Source organism: Nocardioides soli, assembly GCF_014191495.1.
Classification (GTDB): Bacteria; Actinomycetota; Actinomycetes; order Propionibacteriales; family Nocardioidaceae; genus Nocardioides; species Nocardioides soli.
Window position 1 is genome coordinate 829817 of the sequence record NZ_JACHWR010000003.1, and the last position, 25633, is coordinate 855449.

The 25633-nt window shown below is 71.9% G+C and carries 21 protein-coding genes; 11 read left to right on the forward strand and 10 right to left on the reverse strand.

The features are described 5' to 3' along the window. Window positions 1-5 precede the first annotated feature (5 nt). The 6 genes from FHU40_RS22710 (at window position 6) to FHU40_RS22735 (ending at window position 7806) form a co-directional block, all read left to right on the forward strand. Window positions 6-764, forward strand: a complete 759-nt coding sequence (locus tag FHU40_RS22710; protein ID WP_183594713.1) for an ABC transporter ATP-binding protein — start codon at window positions 6-8, stop codon at window positions 762-764. Beyond that, on the forward strand, window positions 754-1524 hold the full coding sequence (locus FHU40_RS22715; protein WP_183594714.1) for an ABC transporter permease: 771 nt from the start codon (window positions 754-756) through the stop codon (window positions 1522-1524). The genes FHU40_RS22710 and FHU40_RS22715 overlap by 11 nt, the downstream gene beginning before the upstream one ends. Continuing rightward, on the forward strand, window positions 1521-2279 hold the full coding sequence (locus FHU40_RS22720) for an ABC transporter permease (RefSeq protein WP_183594715.1): 759 nt from the start codon (window positions 1521-1523) through the stop codon (window positions 2277-2279). Before FHU40_RS22715 ends, FHU40_RS22720 begins: the two co-directional genes overlap by 4 nt. Window positions 2280-2368: 89 nt before the next feature. After that, window positions 2369-3670 (forward strand): type I glutamate--ammonia ligase, encoded by a 1302-nt coding sequence (locus FHU40_RS22725; protein ID WP_183594716.1) that lies wholly within the window; start codon window positions 2369-2371, stop codon window positions 3668-3670. Between the two features lie 13 nt (window positions 3671-3683). After that, a complete protein-coding gene (gene rocD / locus FHU40_RS22730) occupies window positions 3684-4940 on the forward strand; it encodes an ornithine--oxo-acid transaminase (protein WP_343057991.1) in 1257 nt (418 codons plus the stop codon). Between the two features lie 40 nt (window positions 4941-4980). Then, on the forward strand, window positions 4981-7806 hold the full coding sequence (locus FHU40_RS22735) for a DEAD/DEAH box helicase (RefSeq protein ID WP_183594718.1): 2826 nt from the start codon (window positions 4981-4983) through the stop codon (window positions 7804-7806). Between the two features lie 61 nt (window positions 7807-7867). On the opposite strand, the gene FHU40_RS22740 is transcribed toward FHU40_RS22735, so the two are convergent. From FHU40_RS22740 to FHU40_RS22750, 3 genes are all read right to left on the reverse strand, one after another. Beyond that, complete coding sequence (locus FHU40_RS22740; protein ID WP_183594719.1) at window positions 7868-11182, reverse strand: S8 family serine peptidase; 3315 nt, start codon at window positions 11180-11182, stop codon at window positions 7868-7870. 172 nt (window positions 11183-11354) lie between these two features. Next, a complete protein-coding gene (locus FHU40_RS22745; protein WP_183594720.1) occupies window positions 11355-12011 on the reverse strand; it encodes an NAD(P)H-binding protein in 657 nt (218 codons plus the stop codon). A 26-nt stretch (window positions 12012-12037) separates the two neighbouring features. Beyond that, complete coding sequence (locus tag FHU40_RS22750) at window positions 12038-12940, reverse strand: 5'-3' exonuclease (RefSeq protein ID WP_183594721.1); 903 nt, start codon at window positions 12938-12940, stop codon at window positions 12038-12040. A gap of 67 nt (window positions 12941-13007) precedes the next feature. Between FHU40_RS22750 and FHU40_RS29150 the strand changes: the two genes are divergently transcribed. After that, the gene (locus tag FHU40_RS29150; RefSeq protein WP_252274457.1) at window positions 13008-13460 is read left to right on the forward strand and encodes an Lrp/AsnC family transcriptional regulator; all 453 of its coding nucleotides are present in this window, start codon (window positions 13008-13010) and stop codon (window positions 13458-13460) included. A 300-nt stretch (window positions 13461-13760) separates the two neighbouring features. Here FHU40_RS29150 and FHU40_RS22760 read toward each other — a convergent pair whose 3' ends face one another. The 5 genes from FHU40_RS22760 to FHU40_RS22780 are packed head-to-tail and all read right to left on the reverse strand — an operon-like array spanning window position 13761 to window position 19645. Beyond that, window positions 13761-15227 carry a KamA family radical SAM protein gene (locus FHU40_RS22760; protein ID WP_183594723.1) on the reverse strand — a complete coding sequence of 489 codons (1467 nt, stop codon included), beginning with the start codon at window positions 15225-15227 and terminating at the stop codon, window positions 13761-13763. Between the two features lie 60 nt (window positions 15228-15287). After that, a complete protein-coding gene (locus FHU40_RS22765; RefSeq protein WP_183594724.1) occupies window positions 15288-15881 on the reverse strand; it encodes a GNAT family N-acetyltransferase in 594 nt (197 codons plus the stop codon). After that, window positions 15878-17488 carry an amidohydrolase family protein gene (locus FHU40_RS22770; protein WP_221200109.1) on the reverse strand — a complete coding sequence of 537 codons (1611 nt, stop codon included), beginning with the start codon at window positions 17486-17488 and terminating at the stop codon, window positions 15878-15880. Before FHU40_RS22770 ends, FHU40_RS22765 begins: the two co-directional genes overlap by 4 nt. Further along, on the reverse strand, window positions 17485-18906 hold the full coding sequence (locus FHU40_RS22775; protein ID WP_183594725.1) for an AMP-binding protein: 1422 nt from the start codon (window positions 18904-18906) through the stop codon (window positions 17485-17487). The genes FHU40_RS22770 and FHU40_RS22775 overlap by 4 nt, the downstream gene beginning before the upstream one ends. Further along, window positions 18899-19645: an enoyl-CoA hydratase/isomerase family protein gene (locus FHU40_RS22780; protein WP_183594726.1), complete on the reverse strand. Its 747-nt coding sequence runs from the start codon at window positions 19643-19645 to the stop codon at window positions 18899-18901. Before FHU40_RS22780 ends, FHU40_RS22775 begins: the two co-directional genes overlap by 8 nt. A gap of 101 nt (window positions 19646-19746) precedes the next feature. Here FHU40_RS22780 and FHU40_RS22785 point away from each other — a divergent pair, with 101 nt between their 5' ends. The 4 genes from FHU40_RS22785 to FHU40_RS22800 all read left to right on the forward strand — a co-directional run bounded on the left by FHU40_RS22785 (window position 19747) and on the right by FHU40_RS22800 (window position 23624). Then, window positions 19747-20364, forward strand: coding sequence for a TetR/AcrR family transcriptional regulator (locus FHU40_RS22785; protein WP_183594727.1), 618 nt, complete (start codon window positions 19747-19749; stop codon window positions 20362-20364). Window positions 20365-20786: 422 nt separating this feature from the next. Further along, window positions 20787-22334 carry an apolipoprotein N-acyltransferase gene (gene lnt / locus FHU40_RS22790; RefSeq protein WP_343057993.1) on the forward strand — a complete coding sequence of 516 codons (1548 nt, stop codon included), beginning with the start codon at window positions 20787-20789 and terminating at the stop codon, window positions 22332-22334. Between the two features lie 13 nt (window positions 22335-22347). Next, a complete protein-coding gene (locus FHU40_RS22795) occupies window positions 22348-23115 on the forward strand; it encodes a polyprenol monophosphomannose synthase (protein ID WP_425490204.1) in 768 nt (255 codons plus the stop codon). After that, complete coding sequence (locus FHU40_RS22800) at window positions 23112-23624, forward strand: FxsA family protein (RefSeq protein WP_183594728.1); 513 nt, start codon at window positions 23112-23114, stop codon at window positions 23622-23624. The genes FHU40_RS22795 and FHU40_RS22800 overlap by 4 nt, the downstream gene beginning before the upstream one ends. A gap of 28 nt (window positions 23625-23652) precedes the next feature. Here FHU40_RS22800 and FHU40_RS22805 read toward each other — a convergent pair whose 3' ends face one another. Both FHU40_RS22805 and FHU40_RS22810 read right to left on the reverse strand, forming a co-directional pair. Then, the gene (locus tag FHU40_RS22805) at window positions 23653-24033 is read right to left on the reverse strand and encodes an RNA polymerase-binding protein RbpA (protein WP_183594729.1); all 381 of its coding nucleotides are present in this window, start codon (window positions 24031-24033) and stop codon (window positions 23653-23655) included. Window positions 24034-24251: 218 nt separating this feature from the next. Further along, window positions 24252-25631 (reverse strand): MFS transporter, encoded by a 1380-nt coding sequence (locus FHU40_RS22810; RefSeq protein ID WP_183594730.1) that lies wholly within the window; start codon window positions 25629-25631, stop codon window positions 24252-24254. Window positions 25632-25633: the final 2 nt, after the last annotated feature.

Below are 25633 nucleotides of genomic sequence, written 5' to 3' on the forward strand. Positions count from 1 at the left end.
CCCAGGTGAGCGGGGCGATCGACCGCGCCGCCGTCTCCGTGCGCGCGGTGTCCAAGGCCTACGGCGGGGTGCCGGCAGTCGATGGCATCAGCTTCGAGCTCGCCCCCGGGTCGTTCGTCGCGCTCGTGGGCCCCAGCGGATGCGGGAAGAGCTCGCTGCTCGAGATCATGGCCGGCATCCGCGGTGCCGACCGGGGCGAGGTCGTCGTCGGAGGTCGGCGGGTCGACCGGCCGATCCGTTCGGTCGGCGTGATGTTCCAGGAGGACACCACGCTCCCGTGGCGCACGGTCTACCGCAACGTCGCCTTTCCGCTCGAGGCCTCGCGCCGGGATCGTCACGAGATCGCCGCCAAGGTCGAGGCGGCGCTGCGGATGGTCGACCTCTGGGAGCACCGCACCATGCACCCGGCCGCCCTCTCGGGCGGGATGCGTCAGCGGGTGTCGCTCGCCCGGGTGCTGGCCACCGACCCGTCGGTGCTGCTGCTCGACGAGCCGTTCGGAGCCCTCGACGAGCAGCTGCGCCTCCGGCTGGGGCTCGAGGTGCAGCGCATCTGTCGGGAGCAGGGACGTACCGCCGTGCTCATCACCCACAGCATCCAGGAGGCGGTGCTGCTGGCCGATCGGGTCCTGGTGCTCTCCGGCCGACCCGCGACCGTGGTCCAGGATCTCGAGGTACCGCTGCCCGACCATCGGTCCGCGGACCAGTTGGGCGACCCCCGGGTCGCTCAGGTCGTCGCGAAGGTGTGGGCGTCCCTTGCGTACTAGACGCGACCGACTGTCGCTGCCGGTGTTGCTCGTCGCCGCCGTCGCCGCCTTGGAGGTCGGCTGCCGGGTCGGCCTGATCGACCCGCAGATCGTCGTGCCGCCGACCCAGATGGTCCGGGGAGCGTGGGAGATCGTCGGTCGGGGCGAGGGATGGCGAACGGTCATCCTGCCGTCGGCGACGGCGATCCTGGTCGCGACCTGCTTCTCCGTGCTCATCGGGACCTGCTGCGCCCTTGCGCTCTCGCGGAGCCGGATGATCAGGTCGGCGTGCGAGCCCTACATCGTGGTCCTGCCCGCCATCCCGGTCTTCGCGCTCTACCCCGTGTTCATCGCCGTGCTCGGGCAGGGCGTCGTCTCCCTGGTCCTGACGGGGGTGCTCCTCGGGGTCGTCCCCATGCTGACCCAGGTGCTGGCGGGGCTCGACTCACTGCCTGCGTACCTGGACAAGCTGGCGCGGGTCTACGAGGTGCGCGGCCTCTCGCGCCTGACGCGTCTGACCCTGCCGGGCATGGCCCCCGCGCTGCTGACCGGGCTGCGACTGAGCTCCGCCTACAGCGCCATCGGCGTGATCGCCGCTGAGCTCATCCTGTCCCCGCGGGGCCTCGGCCACGCGATCCACTCGGCGTACGAGAGCTTCGACCTGACCCGGATGTACGGCGCGATCCTGCTCGTGCTGGCGCTGATCGGCTCGATGTACGTCGGCATCGCGATGGTCCAACGGCGGGTACTCGCCCCCGGGCACATGGAGGTTCGCGCATGAGCTCCCTGGTGCGTGGCGCCGCGACCTACCTGGCCGCGCCCATCGTGGTGCTGGTCCTGTGGCAGGCGATCAGCATGATGGTGGCGAGCCCGTCGGTGCCGACCTCGACCGACGCCGTCGAAGGGATGGTCGATGCCCTCGGCAACCCCCGGTTCCGATCGAGCGTCCTCTCGACGCTGCGGCTGTTGGGGCTGTCGTTCCTGCTTGCTGCCGTCATCGGGATCCTCGCCGGCGCGCTCGCGGGTGGCTCGTCGCTGGCCCGCAGAGTGCTCGGCCCGGTCCTGCACCTGGTGAACGCGACCCCCAAGATCGTGTTCTTCCCGGTGTTCATCCTCGCGCTCGGGCTGGGGGACTCGGCGAAGCTGAGCTTCGCCGTCTTCCACGGCGTGTTCATCGCCGCGATCGTCATGATGGAGGCCACCGAGGGCCTGAACCCCCGCTATCGCAAGGTCATCTCTGCCTACCGACTGCGCCCCGTCCAGGCGACGCGGCTGATCGTGCTTCCCGCGCTGCTGCCCTACGTGGTCACGGCCCTGCGGCTGTGTCTCGCCTTCACCTTCATCGGTCTGATCCTGGCCGAGCTGCTGACCGGCACCGGCGGCATCGGAGGCGAGATCCTCCGGCTGATGCGGCTGGCCGAGGTCGAGCGGATCACCGGGATCGTCCTCCTCGTGATGGTGATCGCGGTGGTGCCCGTGATGCTCCTGCGGGCGGTCGAGGTGCGGATCCGGAGCCGGTACGCCCCGAACCCCTGAGCACGAACCCCTGAGCACGACAACCCCTGAGCACGACAACCCCTGGGCACGACAACCCCTGGGCACGGTCCCGATCGAGAAGGACACTGATGACATCTCCCGACCTCTTCGTCGCCACCTGCGACCTCGGCGCGCAGGTGCGTGGGCGAGGTGCACCCGGATCCCGCCTCGACTCGGTGCTGCGCTCCGGCGTCGGCTGGGTCCCGGCCAACCTGGCGCTGACCGCGTTCGGTGACATCGCCCCGGACAACGCCTTCGGCTCCGCCGGCGATCTCCGGCTGATCCCCGACGAGGCGACGTCCGTCGTGGTGCCCACCGACCCGGAGACCGACGCGCCGGCCCTGCGACTCTTCCTCGCCGACCAGACGCTGACCGACGGGGCGCCGTGGACAGGTTGTCCTCGCGGATTCCTGAGACAGGTGCTCGCCGACTTCGAGCAGACGCTCGGCCTCCGGGTGGTCGCCAGCTTCGAGCACGAGTTCGTGCTCCTCGGGCTGGACGGCTCGCCGCCCTTCTCCCTGCGTCGCCATCGCGATGCGGCCCGCTTCGGCGGCGAGCTCCTCGACCTGTTGGCGAACTGCGGCTTCGAGCCGGAGACCTGGCTGCCCGAGTACGGCGAGTCGCAGTTCGAGATCACCCTCGCGCCGACGGGAGCCCTGGTGGCAGCCGACCGGGCCGTCCTCCTGCGCGAGCTGGTGCGCGACCTGGCGGCCCGGCGCGGGCTGCGGGCGTCCTTCGCCCCGTTGCAGCGCCCCGACGGCACCGGCACGGGCGTGCACGTCCATCTCAGCTTCCGCTCCGCCGACGGGCAGCCGACCCTCTTCGACCCGACGCGGCCCGGGCGCTTGTCCGAGTCGGGCACGAGATTCGCCGCCGGAGTGCTGCGGCACGCACGTGCACTGAGCGCGTGGACGGCACCCAGCCCCGCGTCCTTCCTGAGGCTCACGCCCCGTCGCTGGAGCAGCGCCGGCGCCTTCCTCGCGGAGCGCAACCGGGAGGCGCTGCTGCGGATCTGCCCGACCACCTCGGCGGACGAGGACGAAGCAGCCCGGCAGCTGAACCTCGAGTACCGCGCGTGCGACGCCACGGCCAACCCCTGGCTCGCGCTCGGCCTGCTGCTCCGAGCCGGGCTGGCGGGGATGACCGATCCGAGCTGTCCCAGTCCGACCGTCTGGCCCGAGGACGTCACCGCAACCGGCCCGGCCGAGGTGGCGCCGCTTCCGACGAGTCTTCCCGAGGCGCTCGGTGCCCTCGTCGCGGACGAGGAGCTGTGTTCGTGGCTCCCGGCTCCGTTGCTGGACACGTTCCTCGCGGTGAAGCGGCACGAGATCGCTCAGGTCGACGGGCTCGAGGCCGCCGACGTGGTGCAGCGGATCGCCGATGTGTACTGAGGAGGTGGGGTCGGTGACGGTCCGAGACGCAGACCTGCCCACACCGGTCGAGACACAGGCCCAGATCCGGCTCGCGGAGGCCGTGGTGGCACGCAACTACGCGCCGCTGCCGGTGGTGGTCACCGACGCAGACGGTGCCTGGGTGCGCGACATCGAGGGCAGGCGCTACCTCGACTGCCTGGCCGGATACTCCGCGCTCAACTTCGGGCACCGGCATCCGCGCCTCATCGCCGCCGCCGAGCAGCAGCTCCACCGGGTCACGCTGACCAGCCGGGCCTTCCACCACGACCGGCTCGGGCCCTTCTGCCGCGACCTGGCGGAGCTGGCCGGCCTGGAGACGGTGCTCCCGATGAACACCGGCGCCGAGGCCGTCGAGACCGCGATCAAGCTGGTCCGCCGATGGGGATACGAGGCCAAGGGCATCGAGCCGGGCCGGGCGAAGATCGTGGTTGCCGCCGACAGCTTCCACGGCCGCACGACGACGATCGTCGGCTTCTCGAGCGACCACGAGGCACGGAGCGGATTCGGCCCCTTCACGCCGGGCTTCGTGACCGTCCCGTTCGGCGACGCGGACGCGTTGTCGGCGGCGGTCGACGACGAGACCGCGGCCGTGCTGCTCGAGCCGATCCAGGGCGAGGCCGGCGTCATCGTCCCGCCCGACGGCTACCTGAGCGCGGTCCGGGCACTCACCCGGCAGCAGGACGTGCTGTTCGTGGCCGACGAGATCCAGAGCGGTCTGGGCCGGACCGGAACGACGTTCGCCGTCGATCACGAGTCGGTGCGCCCCGACGTCCTGATCCTCGGCAAGGCCCTGGGCGGCGGTCTCCTTCCCGTCTCCGCCGTGCTGGCCACTCGCGACGTCATGCGGGTGATCCGGCCGGGCAGCCACGGCTCGACATTCGGCGGCAACCCCCTGGCGGCCGCGGTCGGCCAGGCGGTTGTCGCACTGCTCGACACGGGCGAGTACCAGGAACGTGCCCGGGCGCTCGGAGAGGCGCTCGCGGCCGGCCTGCACGAGCTCGTCGGACAGGGATTGACGGCCGTCCGGAGCCGGGGTCTGTGGGCGGGTGTCGACGTGGAGCCGGACCTGATGAGCGGCCGCCAGCTCTGCGAACGTCTCCTCGGCCGTGGGCTGCTCACGAAGGACACCCACGGGCAGACGGTACGGCTCGCGCCGCCCCTGGTGATCACCCGGTCCGAGATCGAATGGATGATCGAGCAGCTGGCCGACGCGCTGGCCGACGGTCGGGAGGCTCAGCACCACGGTTGACGGAGAGGTGGAGCGTTGCGGCCCCACTAGTGTGGGGCCTATGAGCACCGCGGACGACCAGCAGCTCTCGCCGGCCGAGCGGTACGCCGACTATCGCAAGCACCGGCAGCACCCGGTGCTCAAGGACTTCGTCGCGCTCTATGACTTCCCGCTCGACGACTTCCAGCGCCGGGGGTGCGAGGCGATCGAGGAGGGTCGCGGCGTGCTCGTCGCGGCCCCGACCGGCTCCGGCAAGACGATCGTGGGGGAGTTCGCCGTCCACCTCGCCCTCCAGACCGGCCGCAAGTGCTTCTACACGACGCCGATCAAGGCGCTGTCGAACCAGAAGTACAACGACCTCGTGGCGCGGTACGGCGCCGACCAGGTCGGCCTGCTCACCGGTGACAACGTCGTCAACGGCGAGGCACCGATCGTCGTGATGACCACCGAGGTGCTGCGCAACATGCTGTACGCCGGCAGCCGCACGCTGCTGGGTCTCGGGTTCGTGGTGATGGACGAGGTGCACTACCTCGCCGACCGGGCCCGCGGTGCCGTCTGGGAGGAGGTGATCATCCACCTGCCGGAGTCGGTCGCGCTCGTGTCGCTCTCGGCGACGGTGTCGAACGCCGAGGAGTTCGGCGAGTGGCTGGAGACCGTCCGCGGCGACACCAGCGTGATCGTCGAGGAGCGGCGTCCCGTGCCGCTCTACCAGCACGTCATGGTGGGGAAGCGGCTGCTGGACCTGTTCGCGTCGTCCGACGTCGACGCGGCCGCGGGCTTCGTGAAGGAGGGCGCCCCGGTCAACGACGAGCTGCTCAAGGTGGCGCGCGACGACTGGGCGAGCACCCGCATGCGCGACCGGCGCTCGCCGCGCGACCGCAACCGGAAGGCGACCAGCAAGCACGCGGCCGCCAGGACCGTCGGCAACGGCCGCCGGGTGTGGATCCCCAGCCGGGTCGACGTCATCGACCGGCTCGACCGCGAGGGCCTGCTGCCGGCGATCGTGTTCATCTTCAGCCGGGTCGGCTGCGACGCCGCGGTCACGCAGTGCCTGAACGCCGGGGTGCGGCTCACCACCCCGGAGGAGCGCGACGAGATCTACGCCTACGTCGAGGCCGCCTGCCGACACCTCCCGCCCGACGACCTGCACGTGCTGGGCTACCACGACTTCCTCGACGGCCTGACCCGCGGCGTGGCCGCCCACCACGCCGGCATGCTGCCCACCTTCAAGGAGTGCGTCGAGGAGCTCTACCTGCGCGGGCTCTGCAAGGTCGTCTTCGCGACCGAGACCCTGGCGCTCGGCATCAACATGCCCGCCCGCACGGTCGTGATCGAGAAGCTCGACAAGTGGAACGGCGAGACCCACGCCGCCATCACGCCGGGGGAGTACACCCAGCTCACCGGTCGGGCGGGCCGGCGCGGGCTCGACGTGGAGGGCCACGGAGTCGTGCTCTGGCAGCCCGGCATGAACCCGCGCGAGCTCGCCGGCCTGGCCTCGACGCGCACCTATCCGCTCCGGTCGTCCTTCCGCCCGTCGTACAACATGGCGGTCAACCTCGTGCACCAGTTCGGCCGGGCCCGCTCGCGGGAGCTGCTCGAGCAGTCGTTCGCCCAGTTCCAGGCCGACAAGGCGGTCGTCGGGCTGGCCCGGCAGCTGCACAAGGCCGAAGAGGCGCTCGACGGCTACCGGGAGGCCGCGACCTGCGACCGCGGCGACTTCATGGAGTACGCCGCGCTGCGCCGCCGGATCGGCGAGGTCGAGAAGGGCGCCAGCCGGGCGCGCAAGGCGGACCTGCGCGACGAGGCGATGGCCTCGCTGCGCGAGCTGAAGCCCGGCGACGTGATCATGGTGCCGACCGGCAAGTTCGCCGGCTGGGCGGTCGTGGTCGACCCTGGCTGGTCGCCCGAGGGGCCGCGGCCCTACGTCGTGACGTCGGATCGGCAGGCCCGGCGGCTGGCCATGATCGACTTCCCGGCCCCGGTGGCGGCGCAGGCGAAGGTCCGGATCCCGAAGAACTTCAACGGCCGCAACCCGCAGATGCGGCGCGACCTGGCCTCCGCGCTGCGGTCGAAGACCCACGACCTGGCGCCGCCCCGGCTGGCCAAGCAGGGTGCCCGGCGTACCGACCCGACGCGGACCCACGCCGACGAGGAGATCGCCCGGCTCCGCGCGGAGCTCCGTGGGCATCCGTGCCACGACTGCCCGGACCGGGAGGACCACGCCCGCTGGGCCGAGCGCTACTTCAAGCTCGACAAGGACGCCCAGACCCTGCGCCGGCGGGTGGAGCAGCGCACCAACACGGTCGCGCGGCAGTTCGACCGCGTCTGCGACGTGCTGACGGCTCTGGACTACCTCGAGGGCGACGCCATCACCGATCGGGGCCGGCACCTGATGCGGCTGTACTCCGAGATGGATCTGGTCGCCGCCGAGTCGATCCGCCTCGGGCTGTGGGACGACCTCGCGCCGTCGGGCCTCGCCGCGGCGCTGTCCGTGCTGGTCTTCGAGGCGCGCCGCCCCGACGACGCGAGCGCCCCTCGCCTGCCCGGCGGTGCGATCCGTGAGGCGATCGGCGAGATGGTCAGGCTCTGGGGCAGCCTCGACGCGCTCGAGCGCGACCACCGGCTCGACTTCCTGCGCGCGCCCGACCTGGGCTTCGCCTGGGTCGCCTACCGGTGGGCGGAGGGCGACGAGCTCGACGACGTGCTGGTGGCCAGCGATCTCGCCGCCGGTGACTTCGTGCGGTGGATGAAGCAGCTGATCGACCTGGCCGGACAGGTCGCGGACGCCGCCGGCCCGGGGCCGCTGCGGGAGACCGCACGCGAGGTCGTGCGCCGCCTGCGCCGCGGCGTGGTGGCCTACTCCAGCCTGGCCGACGACGAGGAGTGACCGGGCGGTTCCGGGCGGCCGACACCGCCCCGGCGCGGACCGGGACGGTGTCGGACGGAGCTCAGCGCGTGACGCTCACATCGCTGTCCAGCGTGGTCACACCGGGCACCTTCGGCGCCGTCAGCTCGGTGTGCACGACCCCGCTGCCCTTCTTCACCCCCTTCGCGGTCACCGTGTAGGTGAACGTGTCACCGGGCGTCGGGTCGGTCGAGGTCACGCGCAGCGTCCCGGTCGGCAGCGTCGCGGACATGTCACCCTCCCCGGCCTCGTTCTCCGCGCCGACCAGGAAGGGCTGTCCGCCCGGGTCGGTCTGCGGGGCGCTGTACTCGTAGGTGATGTCCTGGGTCGGCTGGGTGCCGATCCAGACCTGGAAGTGCCGGGTGTCGGTCGTCCCGAACACGTTGACATCCCACTGGACGACGATCCATTGGCTCACGCCGTCGGTGAGGGTGCCCACCCTGACCCCGGGCGCGCCGGTGCCGTTCAGGTCGGTCCAGAAGGGCGCGAGCACGTTGTTCGGCCGCGCCGAGGACGCGCCGGACGGCAGCGTGCAGCACTCGTTGTCCTCCGAGGTGGCGCCGCCGACGACGAGATAGCCGTTGGTGTCGATGCCGATGCTGCTTGCCGCCTTGCCGTTGAACATGAACGACGGCGTCGTGAAGTTGAGGACGTCCTCGTCCCCGACCGAGATCGGGGCGATCCCGAACCCGGCCAGGTCCAGGAACCCGCCGGCGGGGGAGTCGCTGGCCGGAGCCACCGACGGCACCCCCAGGCTGGCGCCGGCCAGGGTGGTGAGACCGCTGACCTTGCCGCCCCGCAGGCGGCCCGCCGTGGTGCCGGTGAGCTGGAGCCGGTCGTTGGTCGTGGTGCTGAACGACACCGCCTGTGCGTCGAAGTCGGTGTTGGTCGCCGAGATCGTGCAGGTCGTCGTCGCCTTGACCCGCACGCTGGCCGGGTCGCAGGACTGGGTCGCCGTCACGGTGCCCTGCTGGCGGATGAACGCCACCGGCAGGTGCAGGTCGCCGCGGTTGGTGTCGAAGTACACCGTGCCGAACTGCTGGTCGCCGATCGGGGCGTCCGAGGTGAGCCGCATCTCGACCGACGTCGACCGGCCGGGCTTGAGCGTGAACGACCGCGGCGAGAAGCTGATCTCCGTGTCGTCGGGCAGCGACGCGTACGCCTTCACGTGCAGCGTCTTGCCGGTCACGTTCTGCACGGTCCGGACCGTGTCGATGTAGCCGGGCATCGTGGGTGCGTTGATCGACGGGATGTTCAGGTCGATCGCGTGCACCGGGTCCGCGGTGTAGGCCAACATGTCGTCGGTCGTGTCCGAGATCGTCATCGGCGCGTCGGCCGCGCGCCCGACGTCGATCCGGCCGGCGCCCATGTCGAACGCGTCGGCCGGAGTCGTCTCGTCCTCCTTGACGACCTTCGTGAGCGACTGCGTCATCATGGCCGACTTGATCTGGCCCGGCGTCCAGCTCGGGTGGAGCGCCTTGAGCAGGATCGCCGCTCCCGCGATGTGCGGAGCCGACATCGATGTCCCCGCGATCACCTGGTAGTACTCGCCGGGCGGTCCGTTGACGACCTCGGTCGGGGTGGGCGTCATCGCCGCAAGGATCTGGACCCCGGGCGCGGTGATGTCGGGCTTGATGAAGGAGCCGCCCGGGCCGCGTGAAGAGAACGCCGCCATCACGTCGCCCTTGCCGGTGTCGGCCCGGCCCGCCGTGAAGCTGGCGGTGACGCCGGAGTGGGCGGCGAGGAACGCCGTCAGGTCGGTGCCGTCGGCCACGTGCACCGACGGCAGCCAGTGGTTGTCGGTCTCCACGTCGGCCAGGGTCGGGTTGTAGAGGATCATCCCGACCGCGCCGCCCTGCAGCACGTTGTAGCCCTTCTCGACCCGGCCGTTGACGCCGCGCTGGCAGACCACGATCTGCCCGGTGAAGGTCCCGGCGGGCGCCGGGGTCTGGCACAGCGGGTCGCCGTACGGCGCTGCCGATGCGGGCGTCACCGGGGCCGGACCGGCGCCCGCGGTGATCGACGCACCCTTGACCGAGTACGTCGCGCCGTCACCGGCGGTCAGGGTCAGCGTGGAGGTGAACGACCGCGTCTGGGTGGAGGCGGCCACGGTGGTGACCCACGGGCTCAGGTGGTCCGAGGTGGATGCTCCCGGACCGCTGTTGCCCGCCGAGGCCGCGACGAAGACGCCGGCGTTGTAGGCGTCGAGGAAGGCGAGCTCGGTCGAGTCGGTGAGCGGGCTGCTCCCACCGCTGATGGAGTAGTTGATGACGTCGGCGCCGTCGACGATCGCCTGCTGGACCGCGGCGGTCAGGTCGGAGGCGTAGCCGCCCTGGGGGCCGAGGGCCTTGTACTCCACGACCCAGGCGCCGGGGGCGACGCCGTTGATCCGGGAGAGCGTCGGTCCGAGCGTCTTGACGTTCGTGACGATGTCGCCCGCGGAGGTCGACGACGTGTGCGAGCCGTGGCCCTCGGAGTCGCGCGCGGTACCGGGGTAGACCAGGTCGTCGTTGAGGGCGGCGTAGGTGTCGAGGAAGGGCTGGCCGCCGATCAGCTTGTTGTTGCAGACGAACGGGTCGTCGGCCGGCGTCAGCGGGTTGTCGCCGAACGCGCAGGCCCGGGCCGGGCCCGGGGGAGCGGACAGGTTGCCGTGGTCGGCGAAGGAGGGGTGCTCGGGCCACAGACCGGTGTCGATGTTGGCGAGGATGATCCCCTTGCCGGCGCTCCTCGTCGTGCGCAGCTCCTCGTAGGCCGCCGTGGCGTTGATGAACCTGGTGCTCGAGTCCGTCAGCGGCTGCCGCAGCGCGTCCCGCTGGACCGCCACGACGCCGGGCACGGCGAGCAGCGTGCGGATCTGGTTGCCGGGCACGACGGCCGAGACACCGCCGTACGCGACCTGGTAGCTCTGGTCGATGCTGGTGGCCGGGACGGCCGCCTCGACCCGGCGACTGATCGCCTGCTCCTGGCGGTTCACGTACGCGCGGTAGTCGCGGAGCGCGCTGGTCCCGGCGGTCACCGGACGGCCGGTCACGCTCGGGCTGGTCGCCGCAAGCCCGGGCACGGTGCCGGTGTAGCTCGCGATCGCGTCGTAGTCGTACTTGATGACGACGGGGACGCGCTTGGCCGAATCGAGCTTGAGCAGGGACGGCGAGGTCTCGGCCATGGAGCTCGACGGCGCCTTGTCGCCGCTGGACCGGCCGGTCAGGGTCGGCTGGGTATAGGCGATCGTGAAGCCGTCGCCGGGCGGACCTCCGCTGGCCGGAGCCGCGGTCGCGACCAGGCCGGTGATCGCGAGGGCCGCAGCCGAGCCGGCCACGGCGAGTCGGAGCTGACGAGAGTGGGGCGCGCGTGGGGACATGCTGGTCCGCCTTCCATGAGACCGAGATTGCGCCGCACGGAGCCCGGGGCCCGTGACGTCGCGACCCCGGCACCGCACTTCTCGGACCGTAGGGCCCCCACGGGTACGGCGACAAGACACGTCCCCAGTTTTTGACGTGGACCGCCGCCGCGGCCTCAGCGTGGATCGAGCTTCAGCCCGCGGTCGCGACCGCCTCGGCCACCGGGGTGTCCCCGCCCACCAGGTCCCACTGCCGGCCGACGGTGCGCGGAGCATCCACGACGGCGGCGAGCACCGCGGCGACGTCGGCACGGGTCACATCGCCCCGCAGCACGGAGGAGCCGAGGGTGACCAACCCGGTCGCCGGGTCGTCGGTGAGGCGGCCGGGACGGATGATCGTCCAGTCGAGATCGCTGGACCGCAGGGCCGCGTCGGCGTCGCGCTTGGCCTCGACGTACGCCCGCCACACCTCGCCGGTGTCGTCGGGCAGCGGGTCGTCGACGCCGATGGCGGAGACCTGGACGAAGCGCCGGATCCCGGCCGAGCGGGCGCCCTCGATCGACTTCAGCGAGCCCTCCAGGTCGACGGTCCGCTTCCGCTCCTTGTTGCCGTCCGGCCCACCGCCCGCGGCGAACACCACCACCGCACACCCCGCGAACGCCGCGGCGAAGTCAGCGGCACCCTGCTCCTCGATGTCGAGCAGCCGCACCTGCGCGCCCCGCTGCTCGAGCTCGGCCCGGTAGGACTCCCGCCGGACCAGCGCCACCACGTCGTGGTCGGAGCGCCGGAGGTCGTGGATGAGATGGCGGGCCACCTGGCCGTGGCCCCCGACGATCGCGATCCGGCTCATGCCCACCACCGTACGGCGTCGACGGGTCAGCCGCAGAGCGCCTCGGTCAGCCGCTGCACGGGCGACTCGATGCCCCACGTCGTGCCGAGCTCGGCGACCCGCGCCAGGTCGCGCGGCTCGCGCGGCAGCCGGGTGTCGGGGGAGTCGAGGTCGAGCTCGCGAGCGACGGCCACGACCCGGGGTGCCACCTCGAGGTAGCCGGCCGCGGCCTTGATCTTGCCGCGCGGGCCCGGCCCCAGGTCGGAGTCGGGGTCAAGCGCGGCCGCGACGATCCCGTCCATGTCGCCGAACCGGCCGAGCAGGGTCGCCGCGGTCTTCTCGCCCACGCCGGCGACGCCCGGGAGCCCGTCGGAGGCATCGCCGCGCAGCGTGGCGAAGTCGGCGTACTGTGCCGCGTCGATGCCGTACTTCTCGCGCACCCAGTCGTTGGTGACCCGCTCGTGCCTGCCGACGCCGCGAGCGATGTAGAGCACCCGCACGTCGCGCACGTCGTCGACCAGCTGGAACAGGTCCCGGTCGCCGGTGACGACGTCGACCGGCTGCGTCGCCTGCGTGGCGAACGACCCGATCACGTCGTCGGCCTCGTAGCCGTCGACGCCCCGCACGCAGAGCCCGAAGGCCTCCAGGACATCGCGGATGATCGGCACCTGCACCTCCAGCGGGTCGGGCACCTCCTCGACGTCGGGGGCGTCGCTGCGCTCGGCGACCACCCGGTGCGCCTTGTACGACGGCAGCAGGTCGACCCGCCACTGCGGACGCCAGTCGTTGTCCCAGCAGCAGACCAGGTCGCTCGGCCGGTAGTCGGTCACCAGCCGGGAGATGAAGTCCAGGAAGCCCCGCACGGCGTTGACCGGGGTGCCGTCCGGCGCCGCGATCTCCGGGACCCCGAAGAAGGCCCGGAAGTACATCGAAGCGGAGTCGAGGAGCATCAGTCGGCCGGCCTGGGAATCGGTCACAGCCGCATCCTCCCACGCGATCGGGTCTAGTCTGTCCGCCGTGAGCCAGCCCGAACTCGAAGCCACGGACCGCAAGATCCTCGAGCTCCTGGCCGGTGACGGCCGGATGTCCTTCACGGATCTGGGCAAGTCGACGGGACTCTCCACCTCGGCGGTCCACCAGCGCGTCAAGCGGCTCGAGCAGCGCGGGCTGATCCTCGGCTACGGCGCGACCATCGACCACGAGCAGCTCGGGCTGCCGCTGACGGCGTTCATCTCGATCCGCCCGATCGATCCCTCCCAGCCCGACGACTCCCCGGAGCGGTTGCGCGGGATCGGCGAGATCGAGTCGTGCTGGTCGGTCGCGGGCGACGAGTCCTACATCCTCAAGGTGCGCGTCGCCGCCCCGACCGACCTCGAGGATCTGCTCGCCCGGGTGCGGGCTGCGGCCAACGTGTCGACGCGCACGACGATCGTGCTGTCGACGCCCTACGAGAACCGCTCTGTCGTCTGAGCGTCGCGGGTTGAGGTGCTCCGGAGCGAGGAACGAGCGCAGGAGCCTCGAAACCCCGCGACCCGAGAAGCAGCCCCCGCCCCACGTGGTCTTCGGGCGGTGGTGGTTTCGAGGCTCGGCGCTGGCGCGCCTCACACCTCAACCACCGGGGGTTGAGGTGCTCCGGAGCGAGGAACGAGCGCAGGAGCCTCGAAACCCCGCGACCCGAGAAGCAGCCTCGCCCCCCACGTGGTCTTCGGGCGGTGGTGGTCTCGAGGCTCGGCGCTGGCGCGCCTCACACCTCAACCACCGGGCTGGTGCTCACCAGGCCTGGAGCGCCGCCGTCCGTCGCGACGCCTCGGCGGCCTCGGCCGCCTTCAGCGCGGTCTCGGACAGGTCGGCGTGCTCGGCCCACCACGCCTGGCCGTCGGCGGGCAGGGTGTGGATCGGGTCGTAGTACTCGTAGGTCCGGGTCAGCGCGTCCGAGGAGGCGTCCTCGATCGAGGTGCGGTAGTTCTTGGTCCAGTACGAGATGCCCCGCTCGGTGTCGTACGACGCGAGCTGGTGCACCCAGCGCTTCCCGACGAACGGCACGTCGCACACGATCCGCGGCGTCGCGAAGCCGGGCAGGTAGCCCATGATGTGGTGCTGCAGCCGCTGCGCGGCGCCGACCGAGACCCGCCAGTGCTCCGAGAACGGGATCATGTCGCACATGTAGAAGTAGTAGGGCATGATCTGCGCACCGTCGAGCAGCCGGAAGCACAGGTCGAGCAGCGCGTGCGGGTCGGCGTTGACGCCGTTGAGCAGCACGCCCTGGTTGCGCACGTCGCGCACACCGGCCTCCAGCATCGCCGCCGAGGCCCGCGCCACCAGCGGCGTGATGGAGTTGGCGTGGTTGGCGTGGGTGTGGATCGCCAGTGACACCCCGCGGGAGCGGGCCAGCGTCGCGACCCGCTCGACCCCGGAGCGGACGTCGTCCTGCAGCCAGTGCTGGGGGAGCCCGATCAGCGCCTTGGTCGCGAGCCGGATGTCGCGGATGTTCTCGACCTCCAGCAGCGAGGTCAGGAACGACTCGAGTCGCGGCCACGGCATGTTGGCCACGTCGCCGCCCGACACCACGACGTCGCGTACCTGCGGCGTCCGCCGCAGGTAGTCGAGCATCGAGCCGAGCCGATCCTGGGGCTTGCCGACGAACTTCAGCTTGTCGACGGTCGGCGTCGAGTTGCCGACCAGGTCCATGCGGGTGCAGTGGCCGCAGTACTGCGGACAGGTGGGCAGCAGCTCGGCCAGCACCTTGGTCGGATAGCGGTGGGTGAGCCCCTCGGCCACCCACATGTCGTGCTCGTGCAGCGAGTCGCGGGTGGCGTGCGGGTGGGACGGCCAGTCGGTGCGACGGTCGGAGAGGACCGGGATCATGTAGTGCCGCACCGGGTCGGCGTAGAACTCCTCGGTCAGGGAGCCCGGGCCGTGCGGCACCGCCGACGGCACCATCGTGTTCATCATCTGCGGCGGCACCAGCATCGACATCGTCGCGCGCTCGGCCTGATCGCGCTCGAGGTCGGCGTAGAAGCGCTCCTCGAGCAGGTCGCCCATCAGCTCACGCAGCTGCTTGACGTTCTTGATGCAGTGCGCGCGCTGCCACTGCACCGACTCCCAGTCCGCGGCCGTGACGTCGCGCCAGCCGGGGAAGCGGGTCCAGTCGGGCTCCACCAGCTCGACGCGCCGGTAGGGGTACGGCTGGCCGGTCTGGTCCTCGACGAGGGCAGCGATGGAGGTCTCGATGCTCATACTGCCGAGAGTAGGTGGAGATCTTGCGGCCATGCAAACATATAGCCGCATGTTCTTCGGTCAAATCAGGTCACTGGCCAGCAACGTCCGGCGCACCTGGGGATGGTCCGGGTCGCTGCCGTAGCGGAGCCAGTACACCCCCTCGACCAGCTCGCGCAGTTCGGCCCGGTCGCCGGCTCCCAGCACGGTGTCCATGAGGCGCATCTGGGGCTCGTGCCCGTCGTCGTGGGGCGGGTGGTACTCGCGCACCGGCAGGAGCCGCGCGCCGAGGCGCTCGTAGAAGGCGATCCGGCGCCGGTGCTCGGTGACGGCGTCCTCCGACAACCCGCGCTCGTCAGGGTCCTCGACGTCCCAGACCAGCCGGGTGCGGCCCTCGTCGGTGAGCAGCCGGGTGAGCTCACCCCACATGGCCGAGCCGGTGCCGCGGCCGCGGCGGCCGACGGCGTAGTAGCGAAGGAACGTCCAGGTGGTGCCGGCGAGATCGCGCACCAGGGCCAGGCCGGCCGGGCCGTCGTCGTCCAGCAGCACCAGCATCCGGTCGGCGAAGAGATCGGGGAACGGCGCCAACAGCTCCTCCGGAAAGGCGTCTCGATAGATCCGCTCGACCGCCGCGAGCTCGGCGGGGGACAGCTCGTCCGCTTCGACCAGCCTCACCGCTCCCACACCACCTCTCCGGCCAGGACGGTCGAGAGCACCTCGATGTCGCGGATCGTCGTGGGGTCGACGATAGCGGGGTCGTCGGACAGCACGGCGAGGTCGGCGTACTTTCCGGCGGCGATCGTGCCGCGGTCGCGCTCGGCGTGCGAGGCGTACGCCGAGCCGAGCGTGTACGCCGTCAGCGCCTCGAGCCCGCTGACCGCCTCCTCGGGCCCGCACGGCAGCCCGCCGTCGGTGCGCCGGTTGACCAGGTCGTGCATCCCGAGCAGCGGGGCCCCGTCGACCACCGGCCGGTCGGAGCTGCCGGGGACCGTGATCCCGGCGTCGAGCAGGGAGCGGTAGCGGTAGGCCCAGCCGGCGCGCGCGGGCCCGAGGGCGCGCAGCATCCCGTCGCCGATCTCGCCGACGAACCGCCCCTGCGGCACCGGCACCACGCCGAGCGCCGCCGCGCGGGCGACCTGGTCGGGCCGGGAGACCCCGAAGTGCTCGATCCGGTGTCGTACGTCGGGCCGCGGCCAGCGCCGCTGCGCCTCCTCGACGGCGTCGAGCACCAGGTCGATGGCCGCGTCGCCGATCGCGTGCGCGGCGACCCGCCAGCCCGAGCGGTGCGCCTCGACGATGCGGGTGCGCAGTGCCGCGGCGTCGTCCTGGAGGAAGCCGTGGTTGCCGGGGCTGTCCGCGAAGTCCTCGGTCAGCGCGCACGTGTGGCCGATCAGCGACCCGTCGCTGAAGATCTTCACCGGCCCGATGCGCAGCCGGTTGTCGCCCAGCCCGGTCCGGATCCCCAGGTCGAGGCCGAGCGTGATGTCGTCGGACTCGTGCGCGGGCAGGTCGTGCAGCACGTCGGCCGCGACCATCAGCTCGACCCGCACCGGCAGCCGGCCCCCGTCGCGGGCCCGCTGGTACGCCGCGACCTCGACCGGGCTCTTGCCGATCCAGCCGCCCCCGACGCCCGCCTCGGTGACGCTGGTGATGCCCTGCGACAGGTAGACCCGGCCGGCGCGCTCGATCGCGTCGACGAGCGTGGCGACGGGGTAGGGGAGGACCAGCCGGTTCAGCAGCTGCTGCGCCTGCTCCTGCAGCAGCCCGGTCGGCCGACCGTCGGCGTCCACGACGACCAGCCCGCCCGCAACGTGCGCCGGAGCGTCGGCGATCCCGAGATCGGCGAGCAGCGGGCCGTTGACCAGGCACATGTGGCCCGACGTGTGCTTGAGCCAGACCCTGCGTCCCGGCGCCGCCCGGTCGAGCGCGTCACGGTCGGGATGGGCACCGAGCTTGTTCTCGTCGTACCCCGCGCCGACGATCCAGGCGCCCGCCGGCGCCGCGGCGGCCCGCCTCGCGATCGCGTCGTACAGCGCGTCCAGGGTCGGCACCCGTAGGTCCACCTCGTCCAGCGACAGGCCGTACCACGCCATGTGGTTGTGCGCGTCGTGGAAGCCGGGCGTCACGACGGCGCCGCCGAGGTCGATCGTGCGGTGCGCGGGCATGTCCTCGAGGGCGACGATCCGGTCGCGCCAGATCGCCACGGCCGAGGCGACCTCGCCGTTCCCGGGACCCTCGAGCGTGCGCACCCGGGCGTTGGTCAGGAGCAGGTCCGCCTTCACAGCCTGCTCTTCTCGACGCGGTGGGAGGCGGTCAGCGGCAGATCGTCGCGGAACTCCCACAGCCGGGGCACCTTGAACGCCGCCAGCCGGTCCGCGCACCACGCCTCGAGCTCGTCGGAGGAGACACCCGGCGCCACGACGTACGCCTTGACCTCTTCGCCGCGGATCTCGTCGGGCACGCCGACGACCGCGACCAGCCGGACGGCGGGGTGGGCGAGCAGCACCTCCTCGACCTCACGGGCGGCGATGTTCTCCCCGCTGCGGCGGATCATGTCCTTGAGCCGACCCACCAGGTACACGCGGCCCTCGTCGTCGAGGCGCGCGAGGTCGCCGGTCGGGAACCAGCCGTCGACGAACGGCGAGGGGTGCCCGAGGTAGCCGTCCATCATCCCCGGGCCGCGCAGCCACAGCTGGCCGTCGTCGTCGAGGCGCACCTCGCGGTGCGCCGCGGGCCGGCCGAGGCAGCCTGACCCGACCAGCTCGTCGTGGTCCTCGGGGGTGACCCGGATGTCGGCGCCGGTCTCGGTCATGCCGAAGGCCTCGAACCACGGCACGCCCCAGCGCTCCTCCAGCTCGGCGTGCAGCGCGGGCGGGATCGCCGAGCACTGCACGGCGCGCACCCGATGGTCGCGGTCGCGCTCGTCGGCCGGCATCTTCAGCAGCAGCGTCGGCATCGCGGCGAGGCAGTAGAAGTACGTCACCTCGTAGCGGCGGACCTGCTGCCAGAACGTCGACGGGTGGAAGCCGTCGAGCACGATCAGGTGGGCGCCGGCCATCAGCGCGGTGACGAGGTTCCACATCGGGTCGAGGTAGAAGAACGGCTGCGCGGTGAGCAGCACGTCGTCGGACCCGATGCGCGGGAACTCCTCGATCATGCTCCCGCCCAGCGTGGTCCAGTAGCGGTGGGAGAGCAGGCAGCCCTTGGGCCGCCCGGTGGTGCCGGAGGTGTACTGCAGGTTGACGGTCGCGCCCGGGTCGACCGGCCCGAGCCCTGGGAGCTCGCCGGTGGTCGGCACCAGTTCGTCGACCAGCGCGACCTCGGGCGCGGGGGAGAGGCCGCGGAGCAGGTCGGCGTACGCCGGCGACGTGACCGTCAGCCGCGCGCCGGCGTCGTCGAGGACGTGCTGGGCGTCGGCGCTGCGGTACTTCACGTTGAGCGGCACGATCGCCGCACCCAGCCGGGCGAGCGCCAGCCAGACGATCGGGAAGTCGATGACGTTGTCGAGCATGACCGCGACCCGGTCGCCAGGTCCGACGCCGCGCTCGCGCAGCGCATGGGCGCGGACCGCGGTCTGATCCTCGATCGCGAGGAAGCTCAGCGTCTCGGTCCGGTCCGGGCCGGCGAACGTCCAGGCCGGGCGCTCCGGCCACCGCTCGGCGGCCTCCAGGAGCGCGGAGACGAGCGTCGGCTCAGCCACGGGTGAAGGCCTCCTTGGGCGCGGCGCCCTCGCCCGACAGCGACGTCAGGATGGCGTGGTCCACCTCGCGCAGCATGGCGTCCTCCAGGGTGGCGTCGAGGCCGTGGTCGAGCACCTGCTTCGCGAGGCTCAGCGCGAGCGGCGGCCGCTCGGCCAGCCGACGGGCGAGCTCGACCGCGGCGGTCTCGTGCTCCCCTGGCGGCACCACCCGCGCCACCATGCCGATCCGCCCCGCCTCGGCGCCGGTGATCCGGTCGCCGAGCAGCAGCAGCTCCTTGGCCTTCGCCCAGCCGACGAGGACGGGCAGCAGCTTGGAGATCCCCCCGGTGACGCTCAGCCCGACGCCCACCTCGGGGAAGCCGAACTGCGCGTCCTCGGTCGCCACCACCACGTCGCAGGCGAGCGCGAACTCGCAACCGGCGCCGAGGGCGTAGCCGTGCACGGCGGCGACGACCGGCCCGGGGAAGCGGCGGACCAGCCGGGTGACGTCCTGGATCTCCTCCAGCCGGGCGCGGGTCTGCACCGGCGTCTCGACCGGCTCCGGCTCCTTGAGGTCGTGGCCGGCGCAGAACGCCCGACCGCGCCCGGCCAGCACCACGGCCCGGGCGTCCTCGCGCGCGGCGCGGGCGAGCGCCGCCGCGAGGTCCTCGGTGAGGGCGGGCACGACGGCGTTGAGCCGGTCGGGGCGGTTGAGATGGATCAGCGCGAGGCCCCCGTCGCGCACGTACTCGACCTCCACGGCCGCCTCCTTCGATCGTCAGGTCGGTCACCCGTCCCTACCGATCGATCGATCGATAGGGCATCATCGGCACGGTAGGACTTCGTACGAGAGGGGGTCAAGTGCCCGCACGGCCCACGACCGAGTCCCCAGCCGAGCCCGCAGCAGGCACCGGTTCCACCGAGGAGCGGCTGCGGTCGGTCGCGCTCACTCTCTTCGCCGAGCGCGGCTACCACGGCACCGGCATCCGGCAGCTCGCGGACGCCGCCGGACTCTCGTCGGCGTCGCTCTACCACTACATGGGCACCAAGGAGGACCTCCTCGTGGCGATCATGCGGGCGAGCCTCGAGGACCTGCTGGCGGCGGGGGAGCGAGCGGTCGCCGCGCACCCGTCGCCGCGCGAGCGGCTGGTCGCCCTGGTGGAGCTGCACGTCCGCACCCATGCTGCTGCCCCCGCGCGGACCCGCGTCGTCGACGACGAGGTGCGGGCGCTGGCCTCCGCGGCGCGTGCCGAGATCGTGGCGCTGCGCGACCGCTACGAGCGGATCTGGCAGCGGGCACTCGACGACGGGGTGGCGACCGGCGAGTTCCGGATCGGCCGCCCGGCCGTCGTACGCCGCGCGCTGCTCGAGATGTGCAGCGGTGTGGCCCGCTGGTGGACCCCCGGCGGCGAGCTCGACCTCGACGCGCTGGCGGCGGAGTACGCCCAGATGGCGCTGCGCCTGGCGGACCCGACCTGAGCCGTCCGAGCCGCACCATCGGCGCGTCGCGCGCGACACGCCGATGAAGCCTGGAAATTTTGCCCGGAATTGGTCTCGTGACGCGCGCGTCTGACCTGCGGATTCACGCATCGGCGCAGGTCATCGGGCGGTTGACACGGAGCCGTTCGCGCACCACTGTGACGGCGGTCCGTTCATGCAGATCGCGGTCGGCGAACCGGCGTCCGAGTGGCCGGGTCGGGGGTGGGCGTGCCACCCACGCTTCCGACCCTGTTCGCGGAGGTCGGTCCGCCGGCCCCGAGAGCGGATGCGGAGGGGGCCCGCGTCCCCTAGACAACAGCACGACCCCGGCAGCCGGTCGGGTTCGGGTTGGTCCGAAGGGCGCGGGATCCTTCCGGTGAACCGGCCCGGCGGTATTGCAGGTCGCTGGATATCGTCGGGTCGTGCTGCCCCGGATCCTGGTCGCCGCCCTCGGTGGCGTGGCGCTGTCGCTCGCCTTCGAGCCCGTGGCGCTCCCGACGGTGATCCCCTTCTGCATCGCCGCCTTCGTGCTGTGCTGTCGCGGCCTGCGGCTGCGCACCGGATGGATCCCCGCGCTCGCCTTCGGGATCGGCTTCCAGTGGGTGCACCTGTTCTGGATGCGCGCGGTCGGCCCGGACGCCTGGCTCGCCCTCGCCACCGCGGAGGCCCTCTTCATCGCCCTGCTGGGCTCGCTGGTCACCGTGCTCACCCGGCACCGTTGGTGGCCGCTGTGGACGGCGGCCGCCTGGACCGCGATCGAGGTCTGGCGCAGCGGCTGGCCGTTCAGCGGGATGCCGTGGGGCCGGCTGGCCTTCGCCACCGCCGACACCTTCGTCGCCGACGCGCTGCCGTGGATCGGCTCGGTCGGCGTCAGCTTCGTGCTGGCCCTGAGCGGCACGCTGCTCGCCTGGCTCCTGGTCGCGCGCGGCCGGGAACGCCGGATCGCGGCGGGCACCCTGGCCGGCCTGGTGGCCGCGTCGCTGGTGCCGATGGCGGTCTCGTGGCAGGGCGACAGTGCGGGCACCGCGACGGTCGCGGCGATCCAGGGCGACGTGCCGGGCGCCGGCGACGACATCCTCTACGACTACCGCCAGGTCACCCAGAACCAGATCGACGTCACGACCCGGCTGGCGCAGGACGTCGCCGCCGGCCGTGAGCCACGACCCGACTTCGTGGTCTGGCCCGAGAACTCCACCGCGATCGACCCGTTCCGCGACCGGCAGACCAATGCGGGCATCCTGGCCGCGAGCGACGCGATCGGCGTACCGATCCTCGTCGGCGCCATCGTCGACGCCGGGCCCGAGCACGTGCTCAACCAGGGGATCGTGTGGGACCCTGTCACCGGTGCGGGCGACCGGTACACGAAGCGGCACCCGGTGCCCTTCGGCGAGTACATCCCCGCCCGCAAGTTCTTCACCCGCCAGTTCGGCCGGCTCGCCGAGATCCCCCGCGACATGCTCAGCGGCACCCGGGAGGAGCCGTTGCGGATCGCGGGCTTCGAGGTCGCGGACTCGATCTGCTTCGACGTCGCGTACGACGACGGCATCTACGCCCAGGTCTCGCGGGGCGCCGAGATGCTGACCGTGCAGACCAGCAACGCGACCTTCATCCACACCGACCAGATCGACCAGCAGTTCGCGATCACCCGGCTCCGGGCGATCGAGACCGGACGCTGGCTCGTCGTGGCCTCGACGAACGGCGTCACCGGGGTGATCGCCCCCGACGGCACGGTGGTCACGAGCGCCGAGCCGCGCACCCAGGCCGCGCTCGTCGAGCAGGTCGGACTGGTCTCCTCGGTGACGCCCGCGGTGCGGATCGGCCCGTGGTCCGGACGCCTGTTCGCCGCGCTCACCGTCGTCGGCCTCGCGTTCGCCTGGGTCCCGTATCGTCGGTCACGTGCTCGGCGAGACGTCGAGCCGGCACCCCAGCCGACCGGCGTCGCCGGCGCCGAGGAGAGCAGGAGCGAGTGAGCAGGCGACACCGGTGACCCCCACCCCGAGAGACGAGATCGACGGCCTGGGCCGTGTGGTCATGGTGATCCCGACCTACAACGAGGCCGAGAACCTGCCGTGGATCGTCGGGCGGCTGCGCGCCGCGCACCCGGCGATCGACGTGCTGGTCGTCGACGACGGCTCGCCCGACGGCACCGGCGCGATCGCCGACGAGCTGGCCGCCGCCGACGAGGCGGTCCGGGTCGTCCACCGCACCGCCAAGGAGGGCCTCGGCGCGGCGTACCTGCACGGCTTCCGGGTCGCGCTCGAGGCCGGCTACGACGTGATCGGCGAGATGGACGCCGACGGGTCCCACCAGCCCGAGCAGCTGGACCGACTGCTCGAAGCGCTGCGGGACGCCGACCTGGTCATCGGGTCCCGCTGGGTGCCCGGGGGAGCGGTGGTCAACTGGCCGCTGCGGCGCGAGCTGCTCTCGCGTGGCGGCAACCTCTATGTGCGGCTGCTGCTCGGCGTGCCCGTGCGGGACGCGACCGCCGGCTATCGACTGTTCCGTCGCACGACGCTCGAGAAGATCGACCTGGGCTCGGTGCAGTCGACCGGCTACGTCTTCCAGACCGACATGGTCGCCCGGACCCTCAACGCCGGGCTGACCGTCCGCGAGGTCCCGATCGAGTTCGTCGAGCGGATCCGCGGCGACTCCAAGATGAGCGGCGCGGTCGCCGCCGAGTCGCTGCGGCGGATCACCGCCTGGGGCGCGTGCGAGCGGCTCGCCCAGGTACGCCGGAGGGTCACCCGATGAACCGGCGCCGCCGGCTGGTCCAGGGCGTGCTCTTCGTCGCCTTCGTGCTGGTCCCGCTGGTCGAGATCTACGTACTGGTCCAGGTCGGCCAGGTGATCGGCGCCGGCTGGACGATCCTGCTCCTGGTGCTCGACGCACTCCTGGGCACCTGGCTGATCAAGCACGAGGGCGGCCGGGCCTGGCGGGCGCTGCGCGAGGCGATCGACGGCGGGCGGATGCCGGCCACGGAGATCGCGGACGGGGCCCTGATCCTGCTCGGCGGCACCCTGCTGCTGGCGCCCGGATTCGTCACCGACGCGTTCGGGATCCTGCTGATCCTGCCCTTCACCCGGCCGCTGTTCCGGCGCCTGCTCGCGGCGGCGGTCGCCCGCCGGCTGACGATCGGGAGCATCGACGTACGGCCGCCGAGCGGACCCCAGGGCGGCGCAGGGGGACCGGGACGACAAGGCCCCGGACCCGGGCCCGGCTCGGGGCCCGTCGTCCGGGGCGAGGTCATCGACGACGAGTGACCGGCGACCCGGTCACTCGTCGTCGGCGTCAGGAGACCCGACGCTTCTTGTTCGCGCGGTGCAGGTGCGCGGGGCCGATCTCACCACCGCGCAGGAGCTCGAGTCGCTCCTTGAGGATGTCCTCGAGCTCCTTCTCCGAGCGCCGCTCCAGCAGCATGTCCCAGTGGGTGCGGGCCGGCTTCTCGACCTTCGCCTCGGGCTGGATGCCGGCGACGCTGAGCGCCTCGGCGCCGCAGCGCGGGCACTCCCACACGGCCGGCACGTCGGCCTCGACCGACATCGTGATCTCGAACTCGTGCCCCTGCGGGCACCGGTAGCCGACCTGCTGACGAGCCGCGAACTCGATGCCGCGCTCATCCTCGAAACTCTGGCCCCCGAGCCGCGCTCCACGCAGAGTGCGCTCCGCCATGAGCCACCTCCCGAATCTTGTCCCCCGAAATTTGCCTGTCCGAGACGGACGAGTGTCCCACGTATGACGCGGGGTCTCGGGGAATCGTGTACCCCGCTCGTCGGCACCTCAACCCGTTCAACGGTAGAGGGCGGGGCAAGATTCCGGGAATCGACGCGCGTGCGCGTCATCACAGGGACTTCTCAGCAAAGTCCGGAGTACGCCGGCCCGGGTGGCTGTCAGACCACCTGGGGGAGCTCGTTGCCGGCCTCCCGGATGCCGCGACGCGGGTCGACCCGGACCAGCAGCGCGATGCCCAGCACGAACAGCACCATCAGGGCGAGCAGTGCCGGCCGGTACGAGTCGGTCCACTGGTGGACCAGACCGAAGATCAGCGTGCCGATCCAGCTCGTGCCGCGCTCGCAGGCCTGGTAGAGCGAGAAGTACTCCGCCTCGCGGCCGCGGGGGATCAGCTGGCTGTAGAAGGACCGGGAGAGCGCCTGCGTGCCGCCCAGGACCACGCCGATCGCCATCGCGAGCAGCAGGAACAGCACGAGGTTGTCCGCGGGGGTCAGCCAGCCGGCGACCACCACGAGCAGCCAGATGAACAGGCCGCCCAGGATCACCCGGTAGGCCCCGACCCGGGCCGCGACCCGGCCGAAGCCGAGCGCGCCCGCGATGCCGACGAACTGCACGACGAGGAAGGCCATCAGCACGGTGCTCTTCTCGAAGCCCAGCTGCTTCTCGCCGTACACCGACGCGGCGTAGATGACCGTCTGGATCCCGTCGTTGTAGAAGAGGTAGGCGAGCAGGAACGTGAGCGTGACGGGGTAGCCGCGCAGGTCCTTCAGGGTGTGCCAGAGCTGCCCGAAGCTCGCCTGCAGCAGGCCGGCTCGACCGTCGCCCGGCACGCGCACCGGGTCGACGGGTGGCCGCGACCGGATGCCGCGCACCGGGATGATCGTGAAGACGGCCCACCAGACGCCGGCGGAGAGCAGGCTGATCCGCACCGCCAGCTCGGTGTTGTCGCTCATCACACTGAGCAGCACGAAGTTGAGCGCGAGCAGCAGCCCGCCGCCGAGGTACCCGAGCGCCCAGCCCTTGGAGGAGACCTTGTCGCGCTCGTCGGGCTCGGCGATCTCGACCAGGATCGCGTCGTAGACGACCAGGCTCGCGCCGAGGCACAGCGTGGCCAGCAGGAGCAGCAGCGCGCCCAGCTGCCAGTTGCTGCCCGCCACCAGGAACATCAGCGCCGCCATCAGGCTGCCCGCCCACGCGAAGCCGCCGAGCAGCCGAGGCTTGCTCGAGCTGCGGTCGGCGACCGCGCCGACGATCGGCAGCACCACCGCGGAGATGATCGTGGCGACCGTGACGATGTAGAAGACCAGCGACCCGGCCGAGAGGCTGAGCCCCAGAACGTGGAGGTCGGTCGTGCACTTCTCGCCGGCGTCCTCGTCGGTCACGAACCCGCAGGCGGCCTTCTCGGCGACCGAGGTGAGGTACGGCGCGAACAGCACCGCCGCCGTGGTCGTGACGTAGGCACTGTTGGCCCAGTCGTACCAGTACCACGCCCGCTGCTCCCGAGCCCTGCTCCGTGGATCGAGGCCGGCTGCGGTCATCA